Annotated in this window: 14 protein-coding genes and 2 pseudogenes; 5 read left to right on the forward strand and 11 right to left on the reverse strand. The window is 47.5% G+C overall.

From position 1 onward, the window contains the following. Positions 1-89 precede the first annotated feature (89 nt). Positions 90-3,001: pseudogene (locus JCM16496_RS11050) on the forward strand (outer membrane beta-barrel protein). Between the two features lie 236 nt (positions 3,002-3,237). Continuing rightward, positions 3,238-4,676, forward strand: a pseudogene (gene cls, locus JCM16496_RS11055) (cardiolipin synthase). A 74-nt stretch (positions 4,677-4,750) separates the two neighbouring features. Here the strand turns inward: cls and rsmD are convergent. The 3 genes from rsmD to JCM16496_RS11070 are packed head-to-tail and all read right to left on the reverse strand — an operon-like array spanning position 4,751 to position 6,759. After that, positions 4,751-5,284: a 16S rRNA (guanine(966)-N(2))-methyltransferase RsmD gene (gene rsmD, locus JCM16496_RS11060; protein ID WP_005824070.1), complete on the reverse strand. Its 534-nt coding sequence runs from the start codon at positions 5,282-5,284 to the stop codon at positions 4,751-4,753. Beyond that, positions 5,275-6,054 (reverse strand): DUF3822 family protein, encoded by a 780-nt coding sequence (locus tag JCM16496_RS11065; protein WP_025834302.1) that lies wholly within the window; start codon positions 6,052-6,054, stop codon positions 5,275-5,277. Before JCM16496_RS11065 ends, rsmD begins: the two co-directional genes overlap by 10 nt. 18 nt (positions 6,055-6,072) lie before the next feature. Further along, positions 6,073-6,759: a hypothetical protein gene (locus JCM16496_RS11070; RefSeq protein WP_025834304.1), complete on the reverse strand. Its 687-nt coding sequence runs from the start codon at positions 6,757-6,759 to the stop codon at positions 6,073-6,075. Between the two features lie 95 nt (positions 6,760-6,854). Here JCM16496_RS11070 and JCM16496_RS11075 point away from each other — a divergent pair, with 95 nt between their 5' ends. Together JCM16496_RS11075 and JCM16496_RS11080 are read left to right on the forward strand one after the other, a co-directional pair. Beyond that, positions 6,855-8,273 carry an ATP-dependent DNA helicase gene (locus JCM16496_RS11075; RefSeq protein WP_025834305.1) on the forward strand — a complete coding sequence of 473 codons (1,419 nt, stop codon included), beginning with the start codon at positions 6,855-6,857 and terminating at the stop codon, positions 8,271-8,273. A gap of 76 nt (positions 8,274-8,349) precedes the next feature. Further along, positions 8,350-9,159 carry a hypothetical protein gene (locus JCM16496_RS11080; protein ID WP_025834306.1) on the forward strand — a complete coding sequence of 270 codons (810 nt, stop codon included), beginning with the start codon at positions 8,350-8,352 and terminating at the stop codon, positions 9,157-9,159. A 448-nt stretch (positions 9,160-9,607) separates the two neighbouring features. Here the strand turns inward: JCM16496_RS11080 and JCM16496_RS11085 are convergent, their stop codons facing one another. Continuing rightward, entirely contained in the window at positions 9,608-10,915 is a 1,308-nt protein-coding gene (locus JCM16496_RS11085) for an ATP-binding protein (protein ID WP_025834307.1), read from the reverse strand. Between the two features lie 295 nt (positions 10,916-11,210). Then, entirely contained in the window at positions 11,211-13,829 is a 2,619-nt protein-coding gene (alaS, locus tag JCM16496_RS11090) for an alanine--tRNA ligase (protein ID WP_025834309.1), read from the reverse strand. 171 nt (positions 13,830-14,000) lie between these two features. On the opposite strand from alaS, the gene JCM16496_RS11095 reads away from it, so the two are divergent. Further along, positions 14,001-14,969 (forward strand): M23 family metallopeptidase, encoded by a 969-nt coding sequence (locus JCM16496_RS11095; protein ID WP_005824061.1) that lies wholly within the window; start codon positions 14,001-14,003, stop codon positions 14,967-14,969. Between the two features lie 47 nt (positions 14,970-15,016). Here the strand turns inward: JCM16496_RS11095 and JCM16496_RS11100 are convergent, their stop codons facing one another. From JCM16496_RS11100 to JCM16496_RS21825, 6 genes are all read right to left on the reverse strand, one after another. Continuing rightward, positions 15,017-15,244 (reverse strand): DUF3791 domain-containing protein, encoded by a 228-nt coding sequence (locus tag JCM16496_RS11100; RefSeq protein WP_025834311.1) that lies wholly within the window; start codon positions 15,242-15,244, stop codon positions 15,017-15,019. After that, entirely contained in the window at positions 15,241-15,759 is a 519-nt protein-coding gene (locus JCM16496_RS11105) for a DUF3990 domain-containing protein (RefSeq protein WP_128809559.1), read from the reverse strand. Before JCM16496_RS11105 ends, JCM16496_RS11100 begins: the two co-directional genes overlap by 4 nt. After that, on the reverse strand, positions 15,756-16,007 hold the full coding sequence (locus tag JCM16496_RS11110) for a DUF3791 domain-containing protein (protein ID WP_128809560.1): 252 nt from the start codon (positions 16,005-16,007) through the stop codon (positions 15,756-15,758). The genes JCM16496_RS11105 and JCM16496_RS11110 overlap by 4 nt, the downstream gene beginning before the upstream one ends. A 479-nt stretch (positions 16,008-16,486) precedes the next feature. After that, positions 16,487-16,858: a hypothetical protein gene (locus tag JCM16496_RS11120; RefSeq protein ID WP_025834318.1), complete on the reverse strand. Its 372-nt coding sequence runs from the start codon at positions 16,856-16,858 to the stop codon at positions 16,487-16,489. A 26-nt stretch (positions 16,859-16,884) separates the two neighbouring features. Next, positions 16,885-17,151: a hypothetical protein gene (locus tag JCM16496_RS21820; RefSeq protein ID WP_128809561.1), complete on the reverse strand. Its 267-nt coding sequence runs from the start codon at positions 17,149-17,151 to the stop codon at positions 16,885-16,887. Between the two features lie 88 nt (positions 17,152-17,239). After that, the gene (locus JCM16496_RS21825; RefSeq protein ID WP_128809562.1) at positions 17,240-17,446 is read right to left on the reverse strand and encodes a hypothetical protein; all 207 of its coding nucleotides are present in this window, start codon (positions 17,444-17,446) and stop codon (positions 17,240-17,242) included. Positions 17,447-18,215 lie beyond the last annotated feature (769 nt).

Below are 18,215 nucleotides of genomic sequence, written 5' to 3' on the forward strand. Positions count from 1 at the left end.
TGGGGCATTAAACCTTTTGCCCGGAAGTCTGTCAAATGAAACAGTGAATAAAAGGCATTGTTCATTTAGAATAGACAAAGAATAGACACATGAAGAAAATTATCACGGGGATGGCGTTGCTGTTGGTAACAACGCTGTCTGCATTCTCACAGACCAAAAACATTACGGTATCGGGCCGTGTCGTGGAGGACACCAAGGAGCCTGCGATACAAGCTACCGTGCAGTTGCTTTCATTGCCCGACAGCACGCAGGCATCGGGAGTGGCCACTTCCAACATAGGATTTTTCTCCCTGCCCCCGGTGAAGCCGGGGAAGTACGTGCTGAAGGTTTCCTACATCGGCTTCAAGACCTTGTTGCAACCGATGCAACTCTCCAAATCCGAACCCAAGAAGAACGTGGGCGTACTGACATTGGAAACCGATGCGGTGATGCTTGCCGAAGCGGTGGTGACAGCGGAAGCGGCGCAGGTGCAGGTGGTGGAAGACACGTTGGTCTATAACTCCTCTGCCTACCGCACCCCCGAAGGCGCCATGCTCGAAGAACTGGTGAAGAAGCTGCCCGGTGCGGAGGTTGACGATGACGGCAATGTCAAGTTCAATGGCAAGGAGCTGAAGAAGATTATGGTCGATGGCAAGGAATTCTTCGGTGGAGATGTGAAGACCGGACTAAAGAACCTGCCGGTAGATATGATTGACAAACTGAAAACATACGACAAGAAGTCTGACCTGGCACGTATCACCGGTATCGATGATGGCGAGGAGGAGACGGTGCTTGACTTGACTGTGAAGAAAGGCATGAACCAAGGCGTGTTTGGCAATTTCGACTTGGCCGGTGGCACGGAGGACCGCTATATGGGGCGTGGCATGGTGAACTACTTCCGTGACAACACACAAGTATCGTTCATTGCCGGTGCCAACAACGTGAACGACCAAGGCTTTTCCGGTGGTGGAGGTGGTCCTCGTTGGCGAAGAAGCAACGGCTTGAACGCCACCAAGGAATTAGGTTTGAACTTTGCCACCGAAACGGATAAACTGGAACTGGGCGGTAGTGCGCGCTACAATTACAGCGACCGGGATGCCGCCAGCCGGGGATATTCGGAGAACTTCTTGCCCGACGGTTCTTCCTCTTTTTCTAACTCCAACTCGCGAAACCGCAACAAGAACCGGAACTTCAACGCTGACTTCCGCTTGGAGTGGAAACCCGATACGCTGACCAACATCATCTTCCGTCCAAACATAAGCTATGGAAAATCGGACGGCAATTCTGTTTCCCAGTCGGGCACGTTCAATGCCGATCCGTTGACCCGGGTGGACAACCCTAACGACTATCTGGACCTTTCGCGAATAGACCTCAATGGCGACGATCCCTTGAAAGGCATCCGCGTGAACACTTCGAACAGCAGTTCGGTAAGCGATGGCAATTCGCTTTCAGCCAATGCTTCCTTGCAATTGAACCGCAAGCTTAATGCCAAGGGGCGTAACATCACTTTCCGCGGAAGCTTTGGCTATGGTGACAGCGAGAGCGATTCCTACAACCTTACAGATACCCGCTATTTCCTTGATGCTGGAAAGGAAGATGACCGGATTCGCCGCTACAACACTTCGCCGGGCACTAACTACAATTATCGTGCGCAGCTGACCTATAGCGAACCGATAGCCCGTGCCACCTTTTTGCAATTCAGTTACCAGTTCCGCTATCAGTATCGCGAGAACGACCGCAGTGTGTTCGACCTCTCTTCTTTCGACTGGAACCTGGGTGCCCCCTTGCCCGAAGGCTATGAGGCCCATAAGGACAAGGATCAAAGCAAGTATGCCGAATACAAGACTTATACCCACGAGGCGATGGCTGGCTTGCGCTTCATCCGCCCCAAGTACCAGCTCAACGTGGGCATGAACTTCCAGCCGCAGAACACGAAGCTTACTTATAAGAAAGGTGATACCGATACCGTTACCACCGCAACGTGTTCAACTTTGCCCCTAACGTGGATTTGCGCATGCGCTTTTCCAAGCAGAGCCAGCTCCGGTTGATGTATCGTGGCAACAGCAGCCAGCCCAATATGGAGAACTTGCTTCCTGTGACCGATGATTCCAATCCGCTGAATATCCAGGTGGGTAATCCGGGACTGAAGCCCGCTTTCACCCACAACTTGCGCCTCTTTTTCAATGACTACAACATGGAGCACCAACGTGGCATCTTCACGCATGCCAATTTCAGTGCCACACAGAATGCCGTGAGCAACAGCCGCGTATATAATGAGCAGACCGGTGGATGGACGAACACCTCGAAGAACATTAACGGAAACTGGAACGCTTTCGGTGTATTTGGCATCAATACTGCCTTGAAAAACAAGAAGTTTACCGTAGGCTCCTTCTCGAACGTCCGCTATAATAACAATGTAGGCTATCAAACCACCGGCAAGGGTGCGGAAGCCATCGAACAGAAAAATACCACCACGGAACTTTCGCTGAACGAGCGTTTGAACGGTACTTATCGCAACGATTGGCTGGAGTTCGGGCTGAACGGCACTTTTAACTACACCATCGAGCGCAACAAGCTGAATCCTGACAACAACCAGAAGCCTTATAATTTTTCTTACGGTGCCAACACCACCATCCGTATGCCGTGGAACATGACGCTCTCTACCAACATAGCCAACCAGAGCCGTCGAGGATATACGGACAGCAGTATGAACCGTAACGAGCTTATCTGGAATGCACAGTTGTCGCAGACTTTCCTGAAAGGGAATGCCACCGTCAGCTTCGAGATGTACGACATTTTGAAGAAGCAGAGTAACATCAGCCGTTCGCTGACTGCAAGCGGCCGCTCGGTGTACGAATATAACGGCGTGAACAGCTATTGTATGCTTCACTTCATCTATCGTCTGAATATTTTCGGCAGCAAGGCCGCCCGCGATAAGATGCAGGGCCGACGCGGCTTCGGCGGTCCGGGCTTCGGTCCGGGTCATGGCCCTGGCGGTTTCGGAGGACGCAGGCCGTTCTAAAGCGGGAAGATGTGTCAAAAGCACATGAGCACTTTCATACTGTTATAATCTTAGGCGCGGATTACGCGGATTTCACGGATTCAATAAACCAAATCCGTGAAATCCGCGTAATTCGCGCCTAAAAGAAAGTATTCAGACAAGTTGGGGGAAGAGGATTTTTATGTTAATCTCTGTAATCTCCGGTGAAAGTTTCTGTGTTTTTCCTACATTTGTTTCACACTTAATTGTCTGTGAACATGCTTGATTGGAACTTCATTGCCAGCCAGATTGCTACGATAGCCTTCGACATTGTTTATTTCGGTGCCATCATCGGAACGATTGTCGTCATTATCCTCGACAACCGCAATCCGGTGAAAACCATGGCATGGATACTGATACTGATGTTTCTTCCCATCGTGGGCTGGTGTTTTACTTCTTCTTCGGGCGTAGTCAGCGCCGTGTGCGCATGATAGGGAAGAAGAGTTACAGCCGCTTGCTGAAGAAACCTATGGCGGAATATCTGGCGCAGGACTCATGTGCACTTCCCATCAATTACAGTCGTCTCATATCCTTGTTCCGTAATACCAACCAGGCTTTCCCCTTCGATGGAAACCGGGTGGAGGCCTATACCCTGGGGCTTTCCATGCTGCAATCCCTGCTGCGCGAGCTGGGGAAAGCAACGAAGCATATCCACATGGAATTCTATATCTTCGAGGACGATGCCATCGGGCGCTTGGTGCGTGATGTCCTGATGGAAAAGGCGCGTGCCGGGGTAGAGGTACGTGTGATTTATGATGATGTGGGTTGCTGGCATGTTCCCAACCGTTTTTTTGAAGAGATGCGCGAGGCCGGTATCGAGGTACGCAGCTTTCTGAAGGTACGTTTTCCGCTTTTCACCAGTAAGGTGAACTATCGTAATCATCGGAAAATAGTTGTCATTGACGGGCGCATCGGCTTTGTGGGGGGGATGAATCTTGCCGAACGCTATATGCGCGGATTCTCATGGGGCATCTGGCGGGACACACATCTGCTGCTGGAGGGCAAGGCTGTTCATGGATTGCAGACCGCCTTCCTGCTCGATTGGTACTTTGTGGACCGTACACTGATTACGTCTACCCGCTATTTCCCGAAAATAGAAAACTGCGGTACTTCCTTGGCGCAGATTGTAACGAGTGAGCCCGTAGGTCCATGGAAAGACATTATGCAGGGACTCGTCATATCCATTTCCAGCGCAAAGAAATACTTCTATATCCAGACTCCCTACTTCTTGCCCACCGAAGCCGTACTTGTTGCCATGCAGACAGCCGCCTTGTCAGGTGTCGATGTGCGTCTGATGTTGCCCATGCGTGCTGATAACCGCTTGACACATTTGGGTTCCTGCTCTTATCTGGCAGATGTGCTCTATTCGGGAGTCAAGGTCTATTTCTATAAGAAAGGCTTCCTGCACTCCAAGCTGATGGTTTCGGATGATGAGTTGTCCACGGTAGGCTCTACGAATGTGGATTTCCGCAGTTTTGAACATAACTTTGAGGTGAATGCCTTCATCTATGACACAGAAACAGCGCTTCAGATGCGCGAAATCTTCCTCCAAGACCAGCGCGACTGCGTACAAGTATTCCTGAAGAACTGGGTGAAGCGCTCCTTGTATCGTAAGGCGGCAGAGAGTGTGGTGCGGCTGATGGCGCCGCTGTTATAATGAAGAATGATGAATGAAGAATGAAAAATTTCTTGAAGTGTATTCACATCGTACTATTCTTCATTCATCATTCTTCATTTAAATATCGTGAAGTTCACGCTCCCGTACACCCTTCTCTCCACAAAGTGCGGATGTTCCTCGAAACTGTTTTTCTTCCCGTGTTCCAAGACGAAGAGGCCGTCTTCTTTCAGCAGGTTGTTTTCGAAGATGAGGTCGGGCAATGTTTCCAGCCCGGCAAGCTCGTAGGGAGGGTCGGCAAAGATAAAGTCGAACTGCTCGCGTCCGCTTTTGAGGTATTTGAATACGTCACCGCGTATGGGCAGGCACTTGTCCGTCTTTAATTCCTGCATGATTTTGCAGATGAAGGCATAGTGGTCGCGGTCTTTTTCCACGCTGATTACTTGGTCGCAACCTCTGGACACAAGTTCGATGCTGATGCTGCCCGTACCGGCAAATAGGTCGAGGGCACGGATGCCGTCCTCAAAGTCCATGTAGTTGGAGAGCACATTGAACAGATTCTCTTTGGCAAAGTCTGTGGTGGGGCGTGCCTTGAAGGAGTGGGGCACGTCGAAACGTCGTCTTTTGTATATTCCGCTGATTACTCGCATAGGGTTATGGCTTGCAGGTCAAGATTAGTGGCGGGATTCATGATGAATACCTGCCGGATGAATTTTCGCAGTTCGGGCAGTAGCAGTTCTTTGTCGTTCAGGTCACCGGTCAGGTGCAGCTCATCGCGCTCTTGCTCGAAGCCGAGTTGTTTCCATATATATAATAGGTAGTAGACACGGTCGGGTGTGCTTCTGCATTCAAAGGAATTGGCAAGAAGCAGGCGTCCGCGCTCGTAGCCGTATACGTCTACGGCCTCTTTTCGCAAGTGTGCATACATTTTCCGGCTGTTGCCCAAGCGGCTCTTTGAGGAGAAGAACTCAATGAAGGGGCTGGCTTGGGAATAGAACTTGACATCGGGATACTGTTCGCGAAGGAAGGAGCAGGCACTCTTGTCCATGCCGAACAGTACTACAGTGTTGTTCTTATGCAGTATGTTATATTGTACGGTTTCGTTTTCCCGTTTAGGATGGTTGTGATAGAAAATGATTTCCGTTTGTTCGTCCTCGAAGAACTCCAGGGGAATGAACGTGAAGCGTTTGTCTGCCATGAGCACATTGACACGGCGGAAAGGACGTTCCAGCCATGCCAGTTCGCGGAAGGTCTGTTTCAGATTGGCAGTGAGGGAGAGGGACTCGTCCACTGCACGGTCGTAGTAAGAGAACTCGCCGTCGCCCAAAGGGCTGAACACAGAAAAAGAAAATCCATCCGTACTGAGACGGATGGATAATGTATACTGTTCCGATTTATTAAAATCAGTCGTTTCTATCATACGTTTGTCGGGATGAGATTATTCCCAGTTACCGGCGTTGTTGTTGGCTGTTTCCAAGCTACCAATCATCAGACCGCAGTACTTGCCAAGTTTGGTTTGTACGTCCTTGATGTTGGCAATTTCCTGCTGATCCAGACCGTTCAAATAAACTTCGTACGGAGTCTTCACTTCGAGCAGACAGAAAGGAGCACCGGATTTGGCTGTATCGTTCTTGATGGCCATTTCGAACTGTGCACCGTTTCCGAAGGGAACATATCTCATGGAATCGGCGTTGAAACCTTTCGGGAAGATAGTATCCAATACGGCTACCCACAAGGTATCACGTTTGAAGTTTTCCAATCCCCATTTCTTGACGTCGGCATAGTTACCTGTCTTCTTTGCCTTATTGATGATGTTGATGGCTTTCTTTTCAGTCAGACCGTCTTCCAACTGCTTATCGTTCAGTTCTCCTTGCTTGAAGATGAACGGGAGTTTCTGGTTTTTAACAAAGTCAATCAGAGAGTCGAAGCTTGCAGTATATTGTTGGTCATGTAAAGTACGATATTCCAATTGTGCTTTACGGATGTCAATCAGACGTGCAATGACGGCTGCGTCTCTGTGCTTCTTTGCTTTTTCAAAGTTGATAGGACCCATAATGCTGGTGTAACAAATATAAATTAGCACCAAAGCACATAAGCCTAAAATGACATTAAATACTGTTTTCATGATAAATATGTTTTTTAGTTGTTATATTCGCACCGCAAAAATAAAAGAAATTAATTTAAAAACGATAGTTCCCTTTACTTTTTTCTGTTACAAAAATGATAAATAACTATTTAGAAAGGCAAATTAAGGAAAATTTTCCTTACCAACCAACTCCTGAGCAAGAAATTGCTGTAAAATCTTTATCGGAGTTCCTGATGTCACCCCGTAGCGAGGTGGTTTTTATGCTTCGTGGTTATGCGGGGACGGGCAAGACATCGTTGGTCGGTGCCTTGGTGCGGACATTGGATAAGCTGCAACAAAAGTCGGTATTGCTGGCACCGACCGGGCGGGCGGCAAAAGTTTTCTCGGCGTATGCGGGACATCCGGCGTTTACAATTCATAAAAAAATCTATAGACAGCAATCTTTCTCCAACGAGCTGAGCAATTTTTCTGTGAACGATAATTTGACAACTCACACTTTGTATATAGTGGATGAGGCTTCGATGATTTCCAATGAGGGACTGTCCGGTTCCATGTTCGGCACGGGAAGGTTGCTGGACGACCTGGTGCAGTTTGTCTATTCCGGCCAGGGATGCCGCCTGCTGCTGATGGGCGATACGGCACAGCTGCCGCCGGTGGGGGAGGAGCAGAGCCCTGCCCTCTTTGCCGATGCCTTGAAAGGCTACGGGCTGGAAGTGGTGGAGGTGGACTTGACACAGGTGGTGCGTCAGGAGCAGCAGTCGGGCATCTTGTGGAATGCCACCCGCCTGAGGCAGTTGATAGCGGAAGACGATTGCTACAGCCTGCCGAAGATAAAGGTTTCGGGGTTTGCCGACATTAAAGTTCTGCCCGGCAATGAGCTGATAGAAACGCTGAGCTCTTGCTACGACCATGACGGGCTGGACGAAACCATCGTGGTGTGCCGCTCCAACAAGCGGGCGAACATCTACAACAACGGCATCCGTGCGCAGATTCTCTGGCGTGAGGATGAACTGAACACCGGTGATTTGTTGATGGTGGCGAAAAATAACTACTTCTGGACGGAAAAGGAGAAGGAGATGGACTTCATTGCCAACGGTGAGACTGCCGTAGTGCGCCGCGTGCGCCGTACGCGAGAGTTGTATGGCTTCCGTTTTGCAGACGTGACGCTGGTCTTTCCCGACTATAACGACTTTGAACTGGAAGTGAACATGCTGCTCGATACGCTGCATACCGACTCGCCTGCGCTGCCTAAGGCAGAGAACGACCGGCTTTTCTACTCCGTCCTCGAAGACTATGCCGACATCACCGTGAAGCGTGAGCGGATGAAGAAGATGAAGGCCGACCCGTACTACAACGCTCTGCAGGTGAAGTATGCCTACGCCGTGACTTGCCACAAGGCGCAGGGCGGGCAATGGAAGAATGTCTTTCTGGACCAGGGGTATATGACGGATGAGTACCTGACGCCCGATTATTTCCGTTGGCTCTACACCGCCTTTACCCGTGCCACGGGAACGCTCTACTTGGTGAACTATCCGGAAGAACAAATAATTTGAAAAAGAGAGGGGTACCGATGCAGTATTCCGGCATTTTTTGTATTTTTGTAGATAGAACAACTATAACTGAACAAGTATGAAGAAGCTATACTCTCTCTTTGCCTTGATAGCACTGCTGTTTACCGCTTCCGGTTGCGAGGACGATTACCGGAGCATGGTACTTTTCGAAGGCGTGGAGCCTATTTATCAGATTGGGACATGTGATAATCTGGTGTCCAATCTTTCTTATTATCTTTCTGAAACAAACGAAGATACAGTGCTGGGCATTGACGGTGGTGATGGTTCCTATAATCTAATTAACGAACACGAGTCGGTGGCTTCCGTGACTTTTACCGATGATGTCAACGGGTATCAGCGTATCAAGATTCATCCGCTGGCAGAGGGGGAGACGATTGTGAAGGTGATGGATGGTTCCGGTGAGGAAACACAACTGCGCATCACGGTGAAAGGTCGTAGGCAATATACGTTGACGAAGATGGGCTTCGAGTATGGTATCAGTAGTGGTGCACCGACGGAACTGCTGGGTGATGTTTCTAAGGCACTTGCCGAGCGTCCTTGGGTGAAGGATGGCGGGTATTATGTGCTGGTGCCCGAAGATTTCTCCAATAGTATGTGGAAAGGTGTATTGGAAATCTATCCGACGGGAAAAGAGGAGGAACCGCTAATGGGGATATACGAGACAGTTCCAGTGGAAGATGAGAACGGAGATACATATGCATTGTGGCAGTTTACTTATAATGGAGAGAAGAGGCTCTTTACGCGGACGGTCTCGGGAAATGGTAAATGTGTACTTGCGGAAAATGTAACTCCTTTCTGTCCTTCCGGTTTGTTGCCCGAAGGTGCACTGGTGGTTTATCGCGAAATGTTTATACTTCGGATGGAATAAGGTTTTAGTGGAAATCTTGTCAAGAGCAGATTTACGAAAGATTAACAGACGGGAGGCTTAGGCTTCCCGTTTTTGTTTCTGTTGCGCATCATCTGTCTGTTCTGTATGCATCATTCGTTTGCTTCGAATGCATTGTCTGTTTGTTCTGGACTAATCATCCGTTCCCTCCACTTCACTGTCCCAAACCTTAGGGTTTTTCACGGAAACCCCAGGGCTTTGGAGGGTAAATGCCAGCCATTTCACTCGCCGAGGTGTGGCATTTAGGATGGTAAGGTGTGGAGTTTGGGGAGCCGGCATGTGGCATTTCAAATGGAATACCGTGGAGGATAAAAAGAAAAGGAGAAGCAATGCTCCTCCTTTCCCGGTAGTTTAATTTTGAAATATCTAAAAAACGACGTTACAAATATACAACATCGCAGAGGCGATGTCAAGTGTTTCGCCAATTATTTTACATCTCGTTGAATGAGAATGCTTTATATTCTATATGATAATCCGCGTATTTTTTCTGTATCTCTTCCGCTTTATTCTCTAAGACGTGCAGGTTGATGCGTTCTTTCTTCCGTTTCACTTCGCCTATCAGCAGCCGCTTTTCAAAGTCGTTGATGGCAATGATGTCTATTTCATCTTCTCCTTTCCGGTTCCAGTAGCTTTGTACGTCCGAGTAGTTTTTGGATTCGGACAGCAATTGCCGGAAATACTTTTCAAGAATATAGCCGCTGTATGTTTCATAATCTCGTTCTACAATCTGCTGCACATACTCCAGGTTGCCGATTTCTACCGCACTGCGGTATTTGTAGATGAAGCGGAACCAGAATTGCAGAAAGTTGTCCACAATCCGGTATTTATTGTTGCGGCTTCCTTCTTTAGCCATGAAAGGCCGCACACGCCGGATGACATTATATTCATTTTCCAGCTTGTCCAGGTAACCGCCGACCGGCATATTCAAAGTGCTTTCAATGTCACCCCGGGCGGTTTTTGAGGAAGCTATCAGTGCAAGGATGGAAAAATAGTTATTGTATTCCTTGCCGAATTCCTCTATCAGCACATCCTTGCCTTCTTCAAGGAAGTAGGAACCGGGAGACAGCGCAGCCTTCAAAATTTTCTCCTTGGTGAAGGCTTTGCGAATGACCAGTTGCTCGATGTATTTTGCCACTCCTCCGGTCAGCAGGTAGAAGGCCAATAAATCTTCGGGTTTATAGCCGGGATGGTTGTCGGCAAGGATTTCCTTTAATGTGCCGATTTCAAAGGGGCGGATGTGCATCCGGGCGGTGGCCCTGCCATAAAGAGGTTCTTTGGAATTCTCGAATATTTGTTTCATCATGGAGTAGATGGAACCGCAAATCACGAGATTCATCCGGCTTTCTTCTTTATAGGTATCCCAGATGTTCTGCATATCGCTGAACAAAGAGGGGTTAATGCTTTTGAACTCTTGAAACTCGTCAATGATGAGCGTGAAGTTCTTACGTTGGGAGAGTTGCATCAATACTTTGAACAATTGGGCAAAGCTGGTGAAGTGCCCGAAGGTTTCTCCCAATTTGTTTTCCATCTCCTCTCTGAATTCTTCGCACAGCAGGATTTCATTCTTGCGTCCGATGAAGAAGTAGAGAACAGACGTTTGTGTGAAGGCATTCCGTAGCAGGGTTGTTTTCCCTACACGCCTGCGCCCCACCATCATAGTCATCTGCGCCGATTCTGCGGACATCTTTTCGGTTTCCCGCAAGTCTGCCAACTCTTGTGTCCTATCGTAGAATTTCATGATTGCCTCCTTCTTTGCTTGCTTTCTATTGAATTACCGCAACCGCTGTTACTGTAACCGTGGTTGCGTTAGCGGCAAATATCGCAATTATTCGCAGAACTTATTGGCACTGCTGCCTTGTCGGGAGCGGATTTACGAAAGATTAACGGACGGAGGTTGTGGAAGTGCATTTTGCACATCTTCATGAATAGCACTAATCCGATGTTTTTTCCTTATTTCTTCAGGAATCCATAAAAAAAGTCTCCGCCTGAGCTGTCGGCTCAAAGCGGAGACTTGATGGGGTATGATTGGCTGTTTATAATCCTGCCAATTCCAAAACTTTGTCAATGGCAGCGTTCAGCCCGTCAGCATTCTTACCGCCGGCAGTTGCAAAGTGGGGCTGGCCACCGCCACCGCCTTGGATAAGTTTGGCGGCTTCTTTCACCAGGTTACCGGCTTTCAGTCCGCCTGCCACGAGGTTGTCGCTCAGCATGACGGTCAGCATCGGCTTGCCTTCGGCTTCTGTTCCGGCTACGAAGAACAAGTTTTCCGTAATCTGGCCACGCAGCTGGAAGGCGATGTTCTTCACTGTTTCTGCCGGCAGGGGAGCACAGAACTTGATGACTTTAACGCCATTGACTTCCTGCACGTTCTTCAGCAGTCTTTCTTTCAGCTGTGCTTCTTTCTCTTTCATGAAGTCCTCTACCTGCTTCTTCAGTCCGGCGTTCTCGTCGATATACTTGCGGATGGTTCCGGCAAGGTCGGGGGCGTTGTTGAAGAGCGCCTTCAAGTCGTGCAGCGTGTCCTCGATGGTGTTCATCAGTTCCTCCACGCGTGCACCCGTGTAGGCTTCGATACGGCGCACACCGGCAGCCACGGAGCTTTCGGAGATAATCTTCACCATACCGATGTTTCCGGTTGCAGCCACGTGCGTACCGCCACAGAACTCTACGGAAGAACCGAACTGGATAACGCGTACATGGTCGCCGTACTTCTCGCCGAACAGAGCGATGGCACCCAGTTCCTTAGCTTCTTCGATAGGAATGTTGCGGTATTCCTTCAAAGGTATGTTGGCGCGAATCTTTGCATTAACGATGTGCTCCACCTTGCGGATTTCCTCATCCGTCACCTTCTGGAAGTGTGAGAAGTCGAAACGTAGGGAGTCCGGTGTAACCAAAGAACCCTTTTGCTCTACATGCTCGCCCAATACTTCGCGCAGCGCGGCATCCAGCAAGTGGGTGGCAGAGTGGTTGGCGGCACAAGCGGCACGCTTGTCGGTATCCACGCATGCCATCATCGGAGCTTCCAGATGTTGGGGCAGCTTCTTGGTGATGTGGATAGGCAGGTTGTTCTCCTTCTTGGTGTCTACCACTTCGATGGTTTCGAACTCGTTCACCAATACACCGGTATCGCCTATCTGACCGCCGCTTTCGGCATAGAACGGAGTCTTGTCCAGTACAATCTGATACAAGGTCTGGTTCTTCTGCTTCACTTGGCGGTAGCGCAGAATGGATGTTTCGTATTCCGTATAGTCATATCCTACGAATTCGGTAGTACCCTCCTTTAGCGTAATCCAGTCACCGGTCTCTATGGCGGCGGCATTGCGGGCACGCTGTTTCTGCTGCTGCATTTCGGCGTCAAACTCCTTGATGTCGGCAGTCATGCCGTTTTCGCGGAGAATCAGTTCCGTCAAGTCGAGCGGGAAACCGAAGGTATCATATAAGGTAAAGGCATCCTTTCCGCTGATTTCGTTCTTGCCGGCGGCTTTGGCGTCTGCCATGGTCTTTTCCAGCAGGCGGATACCCGTCTCCAGGGTGCGGAGGAAGGAGTCTTCTTCTTCCTTGATAACTTTGGCAATCAGTTCCTTCTGTGCATCCAGTTCGGGATAAGCGGCGCCCATGTTCTCGATGAGTACGGGGAGGAGCTTGTACATGAATGCCTGCTTCTGTCCGAGGAACGTGTAACCGTAGCGCACGGCACGGCGGAGGATACGGCGGATGACATAACCTGCCTTGGCATTGCTCGGAAGCTGTCCGTCGGTGATGGAGAAGGCGATGGTGCGGATGTGGTCGGCAATTACACGCATGGCGATGTCCGACTTCTCATCTTCGCCATACTTCTTGCCTGCCATGTCTCCGATGGCTTTCAGTATCGGTTGGAATACGTCGGTGTCGTAGTTGGAGGTCTTTCCCTGCAGTGTGCGCACCAGTCGCTCGAAGCCCATACCGGTGTCGATAACCTTGGCGGGAAGTCCTTCCAGGCTGCCGTCCGCCTTGCGGTTGAACTGCATGAACACGAGGTTCCAGATTTCAATCACCTGCGGGTGGTCTTTGTTCACCAGCTGGCTGCCGGGTACTTTGGCTTTCTCTTCTTCCGAACGGGAGTCCACATGGATTTCCGAACACGGACCGCACGGTCCCGTATCACCCATTTCCCAGAAGTTATCGTGTTTGTTGCCATTCAGAATGTGGTCTTTCGGCAAGAACTGCTCCCAGTAGGAAGCGGCTTCGTTGTCGCGTTCCAGTCCTTCTTCGGCGCTGCCTTCGAATACGGTGGCGTAGAGGTCTTTGGGGTCGAGTTTCAATACATCCACCAGATACTCCCATGCCCAGGAGATGGCTTCCTTCTTGAAGTAGTCGCCAAACGACCAGTTGCCCAGCATCTCGAACATGGTGTGGTGGTAGGTATCGTGACCCACTTCCTCCAGGTCGTTGTGCTTTCCGCTTACGCGGAGGCATTTCTGCGAGTCAGCAACTCTTTTGTATTTCGCCGGGTGGTTGCCCAAAATGATATCTTTAAACTGGTTCATTCCCGCATTGGTGAACATCAACGTGGGGTCATCCTTAATCACCATCGGAGCCGAAGGCACTATCTGGTGACCTTTACTTTCGAAGAAACTCTTGAAAGATTCTCTGATTTCGTTTGCAGTCAACATACTCTCTATTGATTTATCTTATTCTAATTTGATTTACCTTCTCTTGTCGTTTTTTGCCCGTTTCTTACTACTAACTACTTGCTACTTAGTCTTAATATTCTTGAAAAAACTGTGCAAAGATAGCTTGTTTTTATTACTTTTGTCGCATTGACAAGCGAAATATTTCCTAAGATGCGCAAAGTTTACTACATTTATAATCCCCAGACGCAGACGTACGACCGTATTTATCCTACCGTAAGGCAGCGGGCGCTGAGCATTCTCCGCCGTTTGTTCATCGGTATGGGGCTGGGTGCGGGCAGTTTCATCGTATTGCTGCTTATCTTCGGCTCTCCGTCGGAGAAGGAGCTGCGGAAGGAGAACAGCAAACTGCAGGCGCAGTACAATGTCCTCTCCCGCCGGCTGGACGAGGCTATGGGAGTGCTACAAGACATACAGCAGCGTGATGACAATCTGTACCGGGTGATTTTCATGGCCGACCCTATTCCTTCTGCCATCCGTCAGGCAGGATACGGCGGTACCAACCGCTATGAGCATCTGATGGATATGGCTAACTCCGACTTGGTTATCAATACCACGCAGAAAATGGATATGATTAGCAAGCAGCTCTATATCCAGTCCCGTTCCTTTGACGATGTGGTGGAGATGTGCAAGAATCATGATGAAATGCTGCGCTGTATTCCTGCCATACAGCCGGTTTCCAATAAAGATCTCCGTAAGACCGCTTCCGGTTACGGTACGCGTATCGACCCCATTTATGGTACCAGCAAGTTCCACGAGGGTATGGATTTTTCGGCTCCCCAGGGCACGGATGTCTATGCCACGGGAGATGGCACCGTGGTGCAGATGGGCTGGCAATCGGGCTATGGCAACAGAATTGTGATAGACCACGGCTTCGGCTATCAGACGGTGTATGCACACTTGCGCGACTTCCGGACGAAGTTGGGCAAGAAAGTGGTGCGTGGCGAGGTCATTGGCGGGGTAGGCAGTACGGGCAAAAGTACTGGTCCGCACTTGCACTACGAAGTACACGTCAAGGGAAAGGTTGTGAATCCCGTTAACTACTACTTCATGGACCTCAGTGCCGAGGATTATGACCGCATGATACAGATTGCGGCGAATCATGGTAAGGTACTTGATTGATATGATAAGATGGTGGATTAAGGGGCAACGTGCAATCGTTTGGATATTTATTGTTGTTTGCGCTGCAGTTCCAGCATGATTTCGTCCACTAAGTAGGCATCACTCATATTATGCAGGTGATACATTTTCTTGCTTAGATAACGGTAGGTATCTGTTTCATAAAATACTTCAAGGGCATGTGGATGGGTAATTCCCAATTCGGTTGCCAATAGGTCGATGATGCGGGCGTACTTCATGTGCAGTAAGGTGTCGTTGACGAGGTTGGGGTAGTTCATGGTTGTTCCTCCTTTCTTGGTGGGTTGATGCTGACTTCCTCGGCGGTGAGGAACTCCAGATGAGAATTTATTAAAGACTGATTGAGTAAGCATAACTGATTGTTAGGTTTCTCGTACCGTAGGCGCTCAAGGGCTTCTTCGCGGGGTGTTAATCCTGCGGCATACAATTCTATTGTGTTGAATACTCGGTCATTGGCTATGCCGCCTTCTATAATATCGTATTCTTCCCAGAGTTTTTCTCTTCTTCGGTTGGCAACGACAAATTCGAGCCACTTATAATCATAATTCTCAAATTTCAAATAGTGGTAGTTATCTGACGAAAGGATTCCCTCCATATCTAATTCATAGATGTTGAGCCAATGCGGTTGCCCGTCGTTAAGCGGTCTGTTTGCCCAGTAAACGGCTTGTTCACGCAAGTCTGTCACATAGAATCCTTGACCGAAATCAAGGTTTCTGCGCCCGGCTTTAGCCAGCGGTTGTCGGATGATGGCAGTAGAACCATGATAAACTTTCATGATTGCTCCTCCTTTCTGTGCAGTTCTACAAAAGTGGGATTGTGTCTGCTGATGTATTCCAAGACTTCATCTACAATGTATTCCTTACTTTGAGTATGAAGAACAGGATAGCTTGGGAACAAGAATCTTTTGATACCGTCCGTTCGCTGTAATTCCTGAAATACTTCAAAGCCTGTGCATTGTAGGCGGTTTGCCGTATTCTCAATGCAAAAGACGGCAAATTCAGTGGCACGTTGTTCTTGGTTCATCTGCATGTTTTTCTTTTTATTTTTTAGCCGAGGCAATGGCAAAGATAATGGCTATTGTCGGTTTTAGCAAGAGGTTAGTGGGAAAGAAGTGTTAAGAGTAGTCTCATCTGCCTACAAGAGTACTCTTGTGTCCTTGCAAGAGCAGTCTTGTAGGCAGGTGAGACTACTCTTTGCAAGGATAGCTTAAAGACACTTTAGTTTAGGGGATTGTAGAATTATACTTTCCTATTTTAATTTCATGTGACTTAATCCGTGTTTCTTTCTTTGTTTGGAGCCATCTTCAAGATTTGCGAATGGAAGTATCGGACCTTTGTTAGCCAATGATTTTTGAGTGCTTTCAGACACCATCTTGCCAAATTGGGAGAGCATTTCTTTCTCGATGGTTTCAGAATTCTCGCATGTGATATAGAATACATGGAGTTCATTAAGATTCTTGAGTAACTTAATCCAATGTCCTCCTGCATGTGGACGAGCTTCTCCTATAGCTGTATCATAATACTCTTGAACCTGTTGCCGATTCCACCTCCTCTCTTCCTCAGTGGTGCTTTTCCTATGTATAATATACTTTCATCGGGAATCCAGAACTCAGATAGTCTTTCTCTTATAATTTTACTATCTTTAGTCTCTTTTTTATCAATAATGAAATAATCGAGTTTCTTAATCCAAGTTTCCAAGATAGTCATAGAAATAGGAAATTCTTTTATCGTTTTGTTAGACTCAATGTTTTCAGACAAGGATACAATATAGATGCCTTCTTCTTTACACCCGATTGGAGTGTTCCACTTTACCTTTTTAATATCAGTAGATGATAATCTGACTTTTTCGACTAATTGTTTGATGGTTGTTGGCATATGATATATGTTTTTAATATGATTGATTATTTCTTTATTAAGTATTTTTTTGGCATGAGAGCCGATGCTCCATCTGAAACTCTTTTTATTTTATAATGATCGGGGAGCCCTCGTACTGTACTTTTTGTTATTCTTACTAAATCTCCACTATAAAAATGGATGGTTTGTCGATTTCCTATAATTTCTAAAGTTTTCATCTTGTCGTCATCTGTGGCTGCTTTTACAAGTGCCTTCTCTGTGTCTACATTAATTGCAGCATCATAGTCTTGTGTAACGATATAGGTTGCATTCATATCTACATTATCTGTTATGGAAATGTATAAAAATAAGCTGATAAAAGCAACAATACCAGCCCATTTTAGGATTTGCTTTTGTGTATTGCTATTTTGTGTGTTTTTTTCTTGTTCTGCTTTTTTGTTTGTGTTTTTTTTCTTGTTCCGCGACTTTATCATACGTAATCAGCTCCTTGTGACAATGAGGACATTTAAAAATGACATCGGCTTTTGCCGGTGCTTCGATAGGTTTGTTGCAAAACGGGCATTCTACCATAGTAACTTCTTTCTCGTTTGTTTTCTTCTTCTCTTCCATATACTTTATTTATTAGTTTAAACCGATAAGATTGAGTAAAGCCATCACCCAACAGATGAAAAATAAGATGGCGAAGATAGCGATGATAGGGTATATCTCTTCATGTTTGGAAACTCCTATCTTTTTAGATTGTACTGTCTTGACGCCTATCTTGGACACTGGTGAAGATGTAATTTTTCCTTTTTCTAAGTTTTTGTTCTCCATGTTGTACGTTTGGGTAATAAGTTATAACGAATAGAAACTCTTGAATGACATGAAGCAGAAGTAACCAAACAGAATGGCTAATGCTACCAATGATATATTTAATAAGGCATTTATCATTTTCCGATAAGGATAAAGCTTTGCGCCAATTTTCTTGGAAAGTAAAACTCTTACACCGATTCTATTGGAGATTCGAGTTCCTGTAGGAATAATCGTAGATGCGGATACCATAAATACTTCTGTATTAACTTCTGCCTTGTGACTCCGCTTTGAGCAGGGTATATAAAAGAAAGTGTGGAGTCACATCATCTATCTCGTTAGAGGCTCTGGTAAACCCGAATGTAAATAGACAATATCCCCCACACTTGTAATGTATATCGCTTAGGTAAGCATATACAAACAAGTGATGAGCGTGATTGCTATTCCTTACATTCATTGAAAATTTACCAGACTTTCTAACGAAGGATAAAAGCTACACTTTCATCAATAAACTATGTAATGTCCTGACATGGTTTGTACAGAACGTTGCAAAAATAGGAAAAGTTTATTGATTATCAAACTGAAGAGT

Source organism: Bacteroides rodentium JCM 16496, assembly GCF_000614125.1.
GTDB classification, from domain to species: Bacteria; Bacteroidota; Bacteroidia; order Bacteroidales; family Bacteroidaceae; genus Bacteroides; species Bacteroides rodentium.

Bases quoted from the DNA above. Each gene is read 5' to 3' on its own strand.
- JCM16496_RS11110 (WP_128809560.1), bottom strand. From the start codon at position 16,007: ATGAACCAAGAACAACGTGCCACTGAATTTGCCGTCTTTTGCATTGAG.
- JCM16496_RS11080 (WP_025834306.1), top strand. From the start codon at position 8,350: ATGAAGAAGCTATACTCTCTCTTTGCCTTGATAGCACTGCTGTTTACC.
- JCM16496_RS11075 (WP_025834305.1), top strand. From the start codon at position 6,855: ATGATAAATAACTATTTAGAAAGGCAAATTAAGGAAAATTTTCCTTAC.
- JCM16496_RS11085 (WP_025834307.1), bottom strand. From the start codon at position 10,915: ATGAAATTCTACGATAGGACACAAGAGTTGGCAGACTTGCGGGAAACC.
- rsmD (WP_005824070.1), bottom strand. From the start codon at position 5,284: ATGCGAGTAATCAGCGGAATATACAAAAGACGACGTTTCGACGTGCCC.
- JCM16496_RS21820 (WP_128809561.1), bottom strand. From the start codon at position 17,151: ATGAATGCAACCTATATCGTTACACAAGACTATGATGCTGCAATTAAT.
- JCM16496_RS11105 (WP_128809559.1), bottom strand. From the start codon at position 15,759: ATGAAAGTTTATCATGGTTCTACTGCCATCATCCGACAACCGCTGGCT.
- JCM16496_RS11065 (WP_025834302.1), bottom strand. From the start codon at position 6,054: ATGATAGAAACGACTGATTTTAATAAATCGGAACAGTATACATTATCC.
- JCM16496_RS11070 (WP_025834304.1), bottom strand. From the start codon at position 6,759: ATGAAAACAGTATTTAATGTCATTTTAGGCTTATGTGCTTTGGTGCTA.
- JCM16496_RS11095 (WP_005824061.1), top strand. From the start codon at position 14,001: ATGCGCAAAGTTTACTACATTTATAATCCCCAGACGCAGACGTACGAC.
- alaS (WP_025834309.1), bottom strand. From the start codon at position 13,829: ATGTTGACTGCAAACGAAATCAGAGAATCTTTCAAGAGTTTCTTCGAA.
- JCM16496_RS21825 (WP_128809562.1), bottom strand. From the start codon at position 17,446: ATGGAAGAGAAGAAGAAAACAAACGAGAAAGAAGTTACTATGGTAGAA.
- JCM16496_RS11120 (WP_025834318.1), bottom strand. From the start codon at position 16,858: ATGCCAACAACCATCAAACAATTAGTCGAAAAAGTCAGATTATCATCT.
- JCM16496_RS11100 (WP_025834311.1), bottom strand. From the start codon at position 15,244: ATGAACTACCCCAACCTCGTCAACGACACCTTACTGCACATGAAGTAC.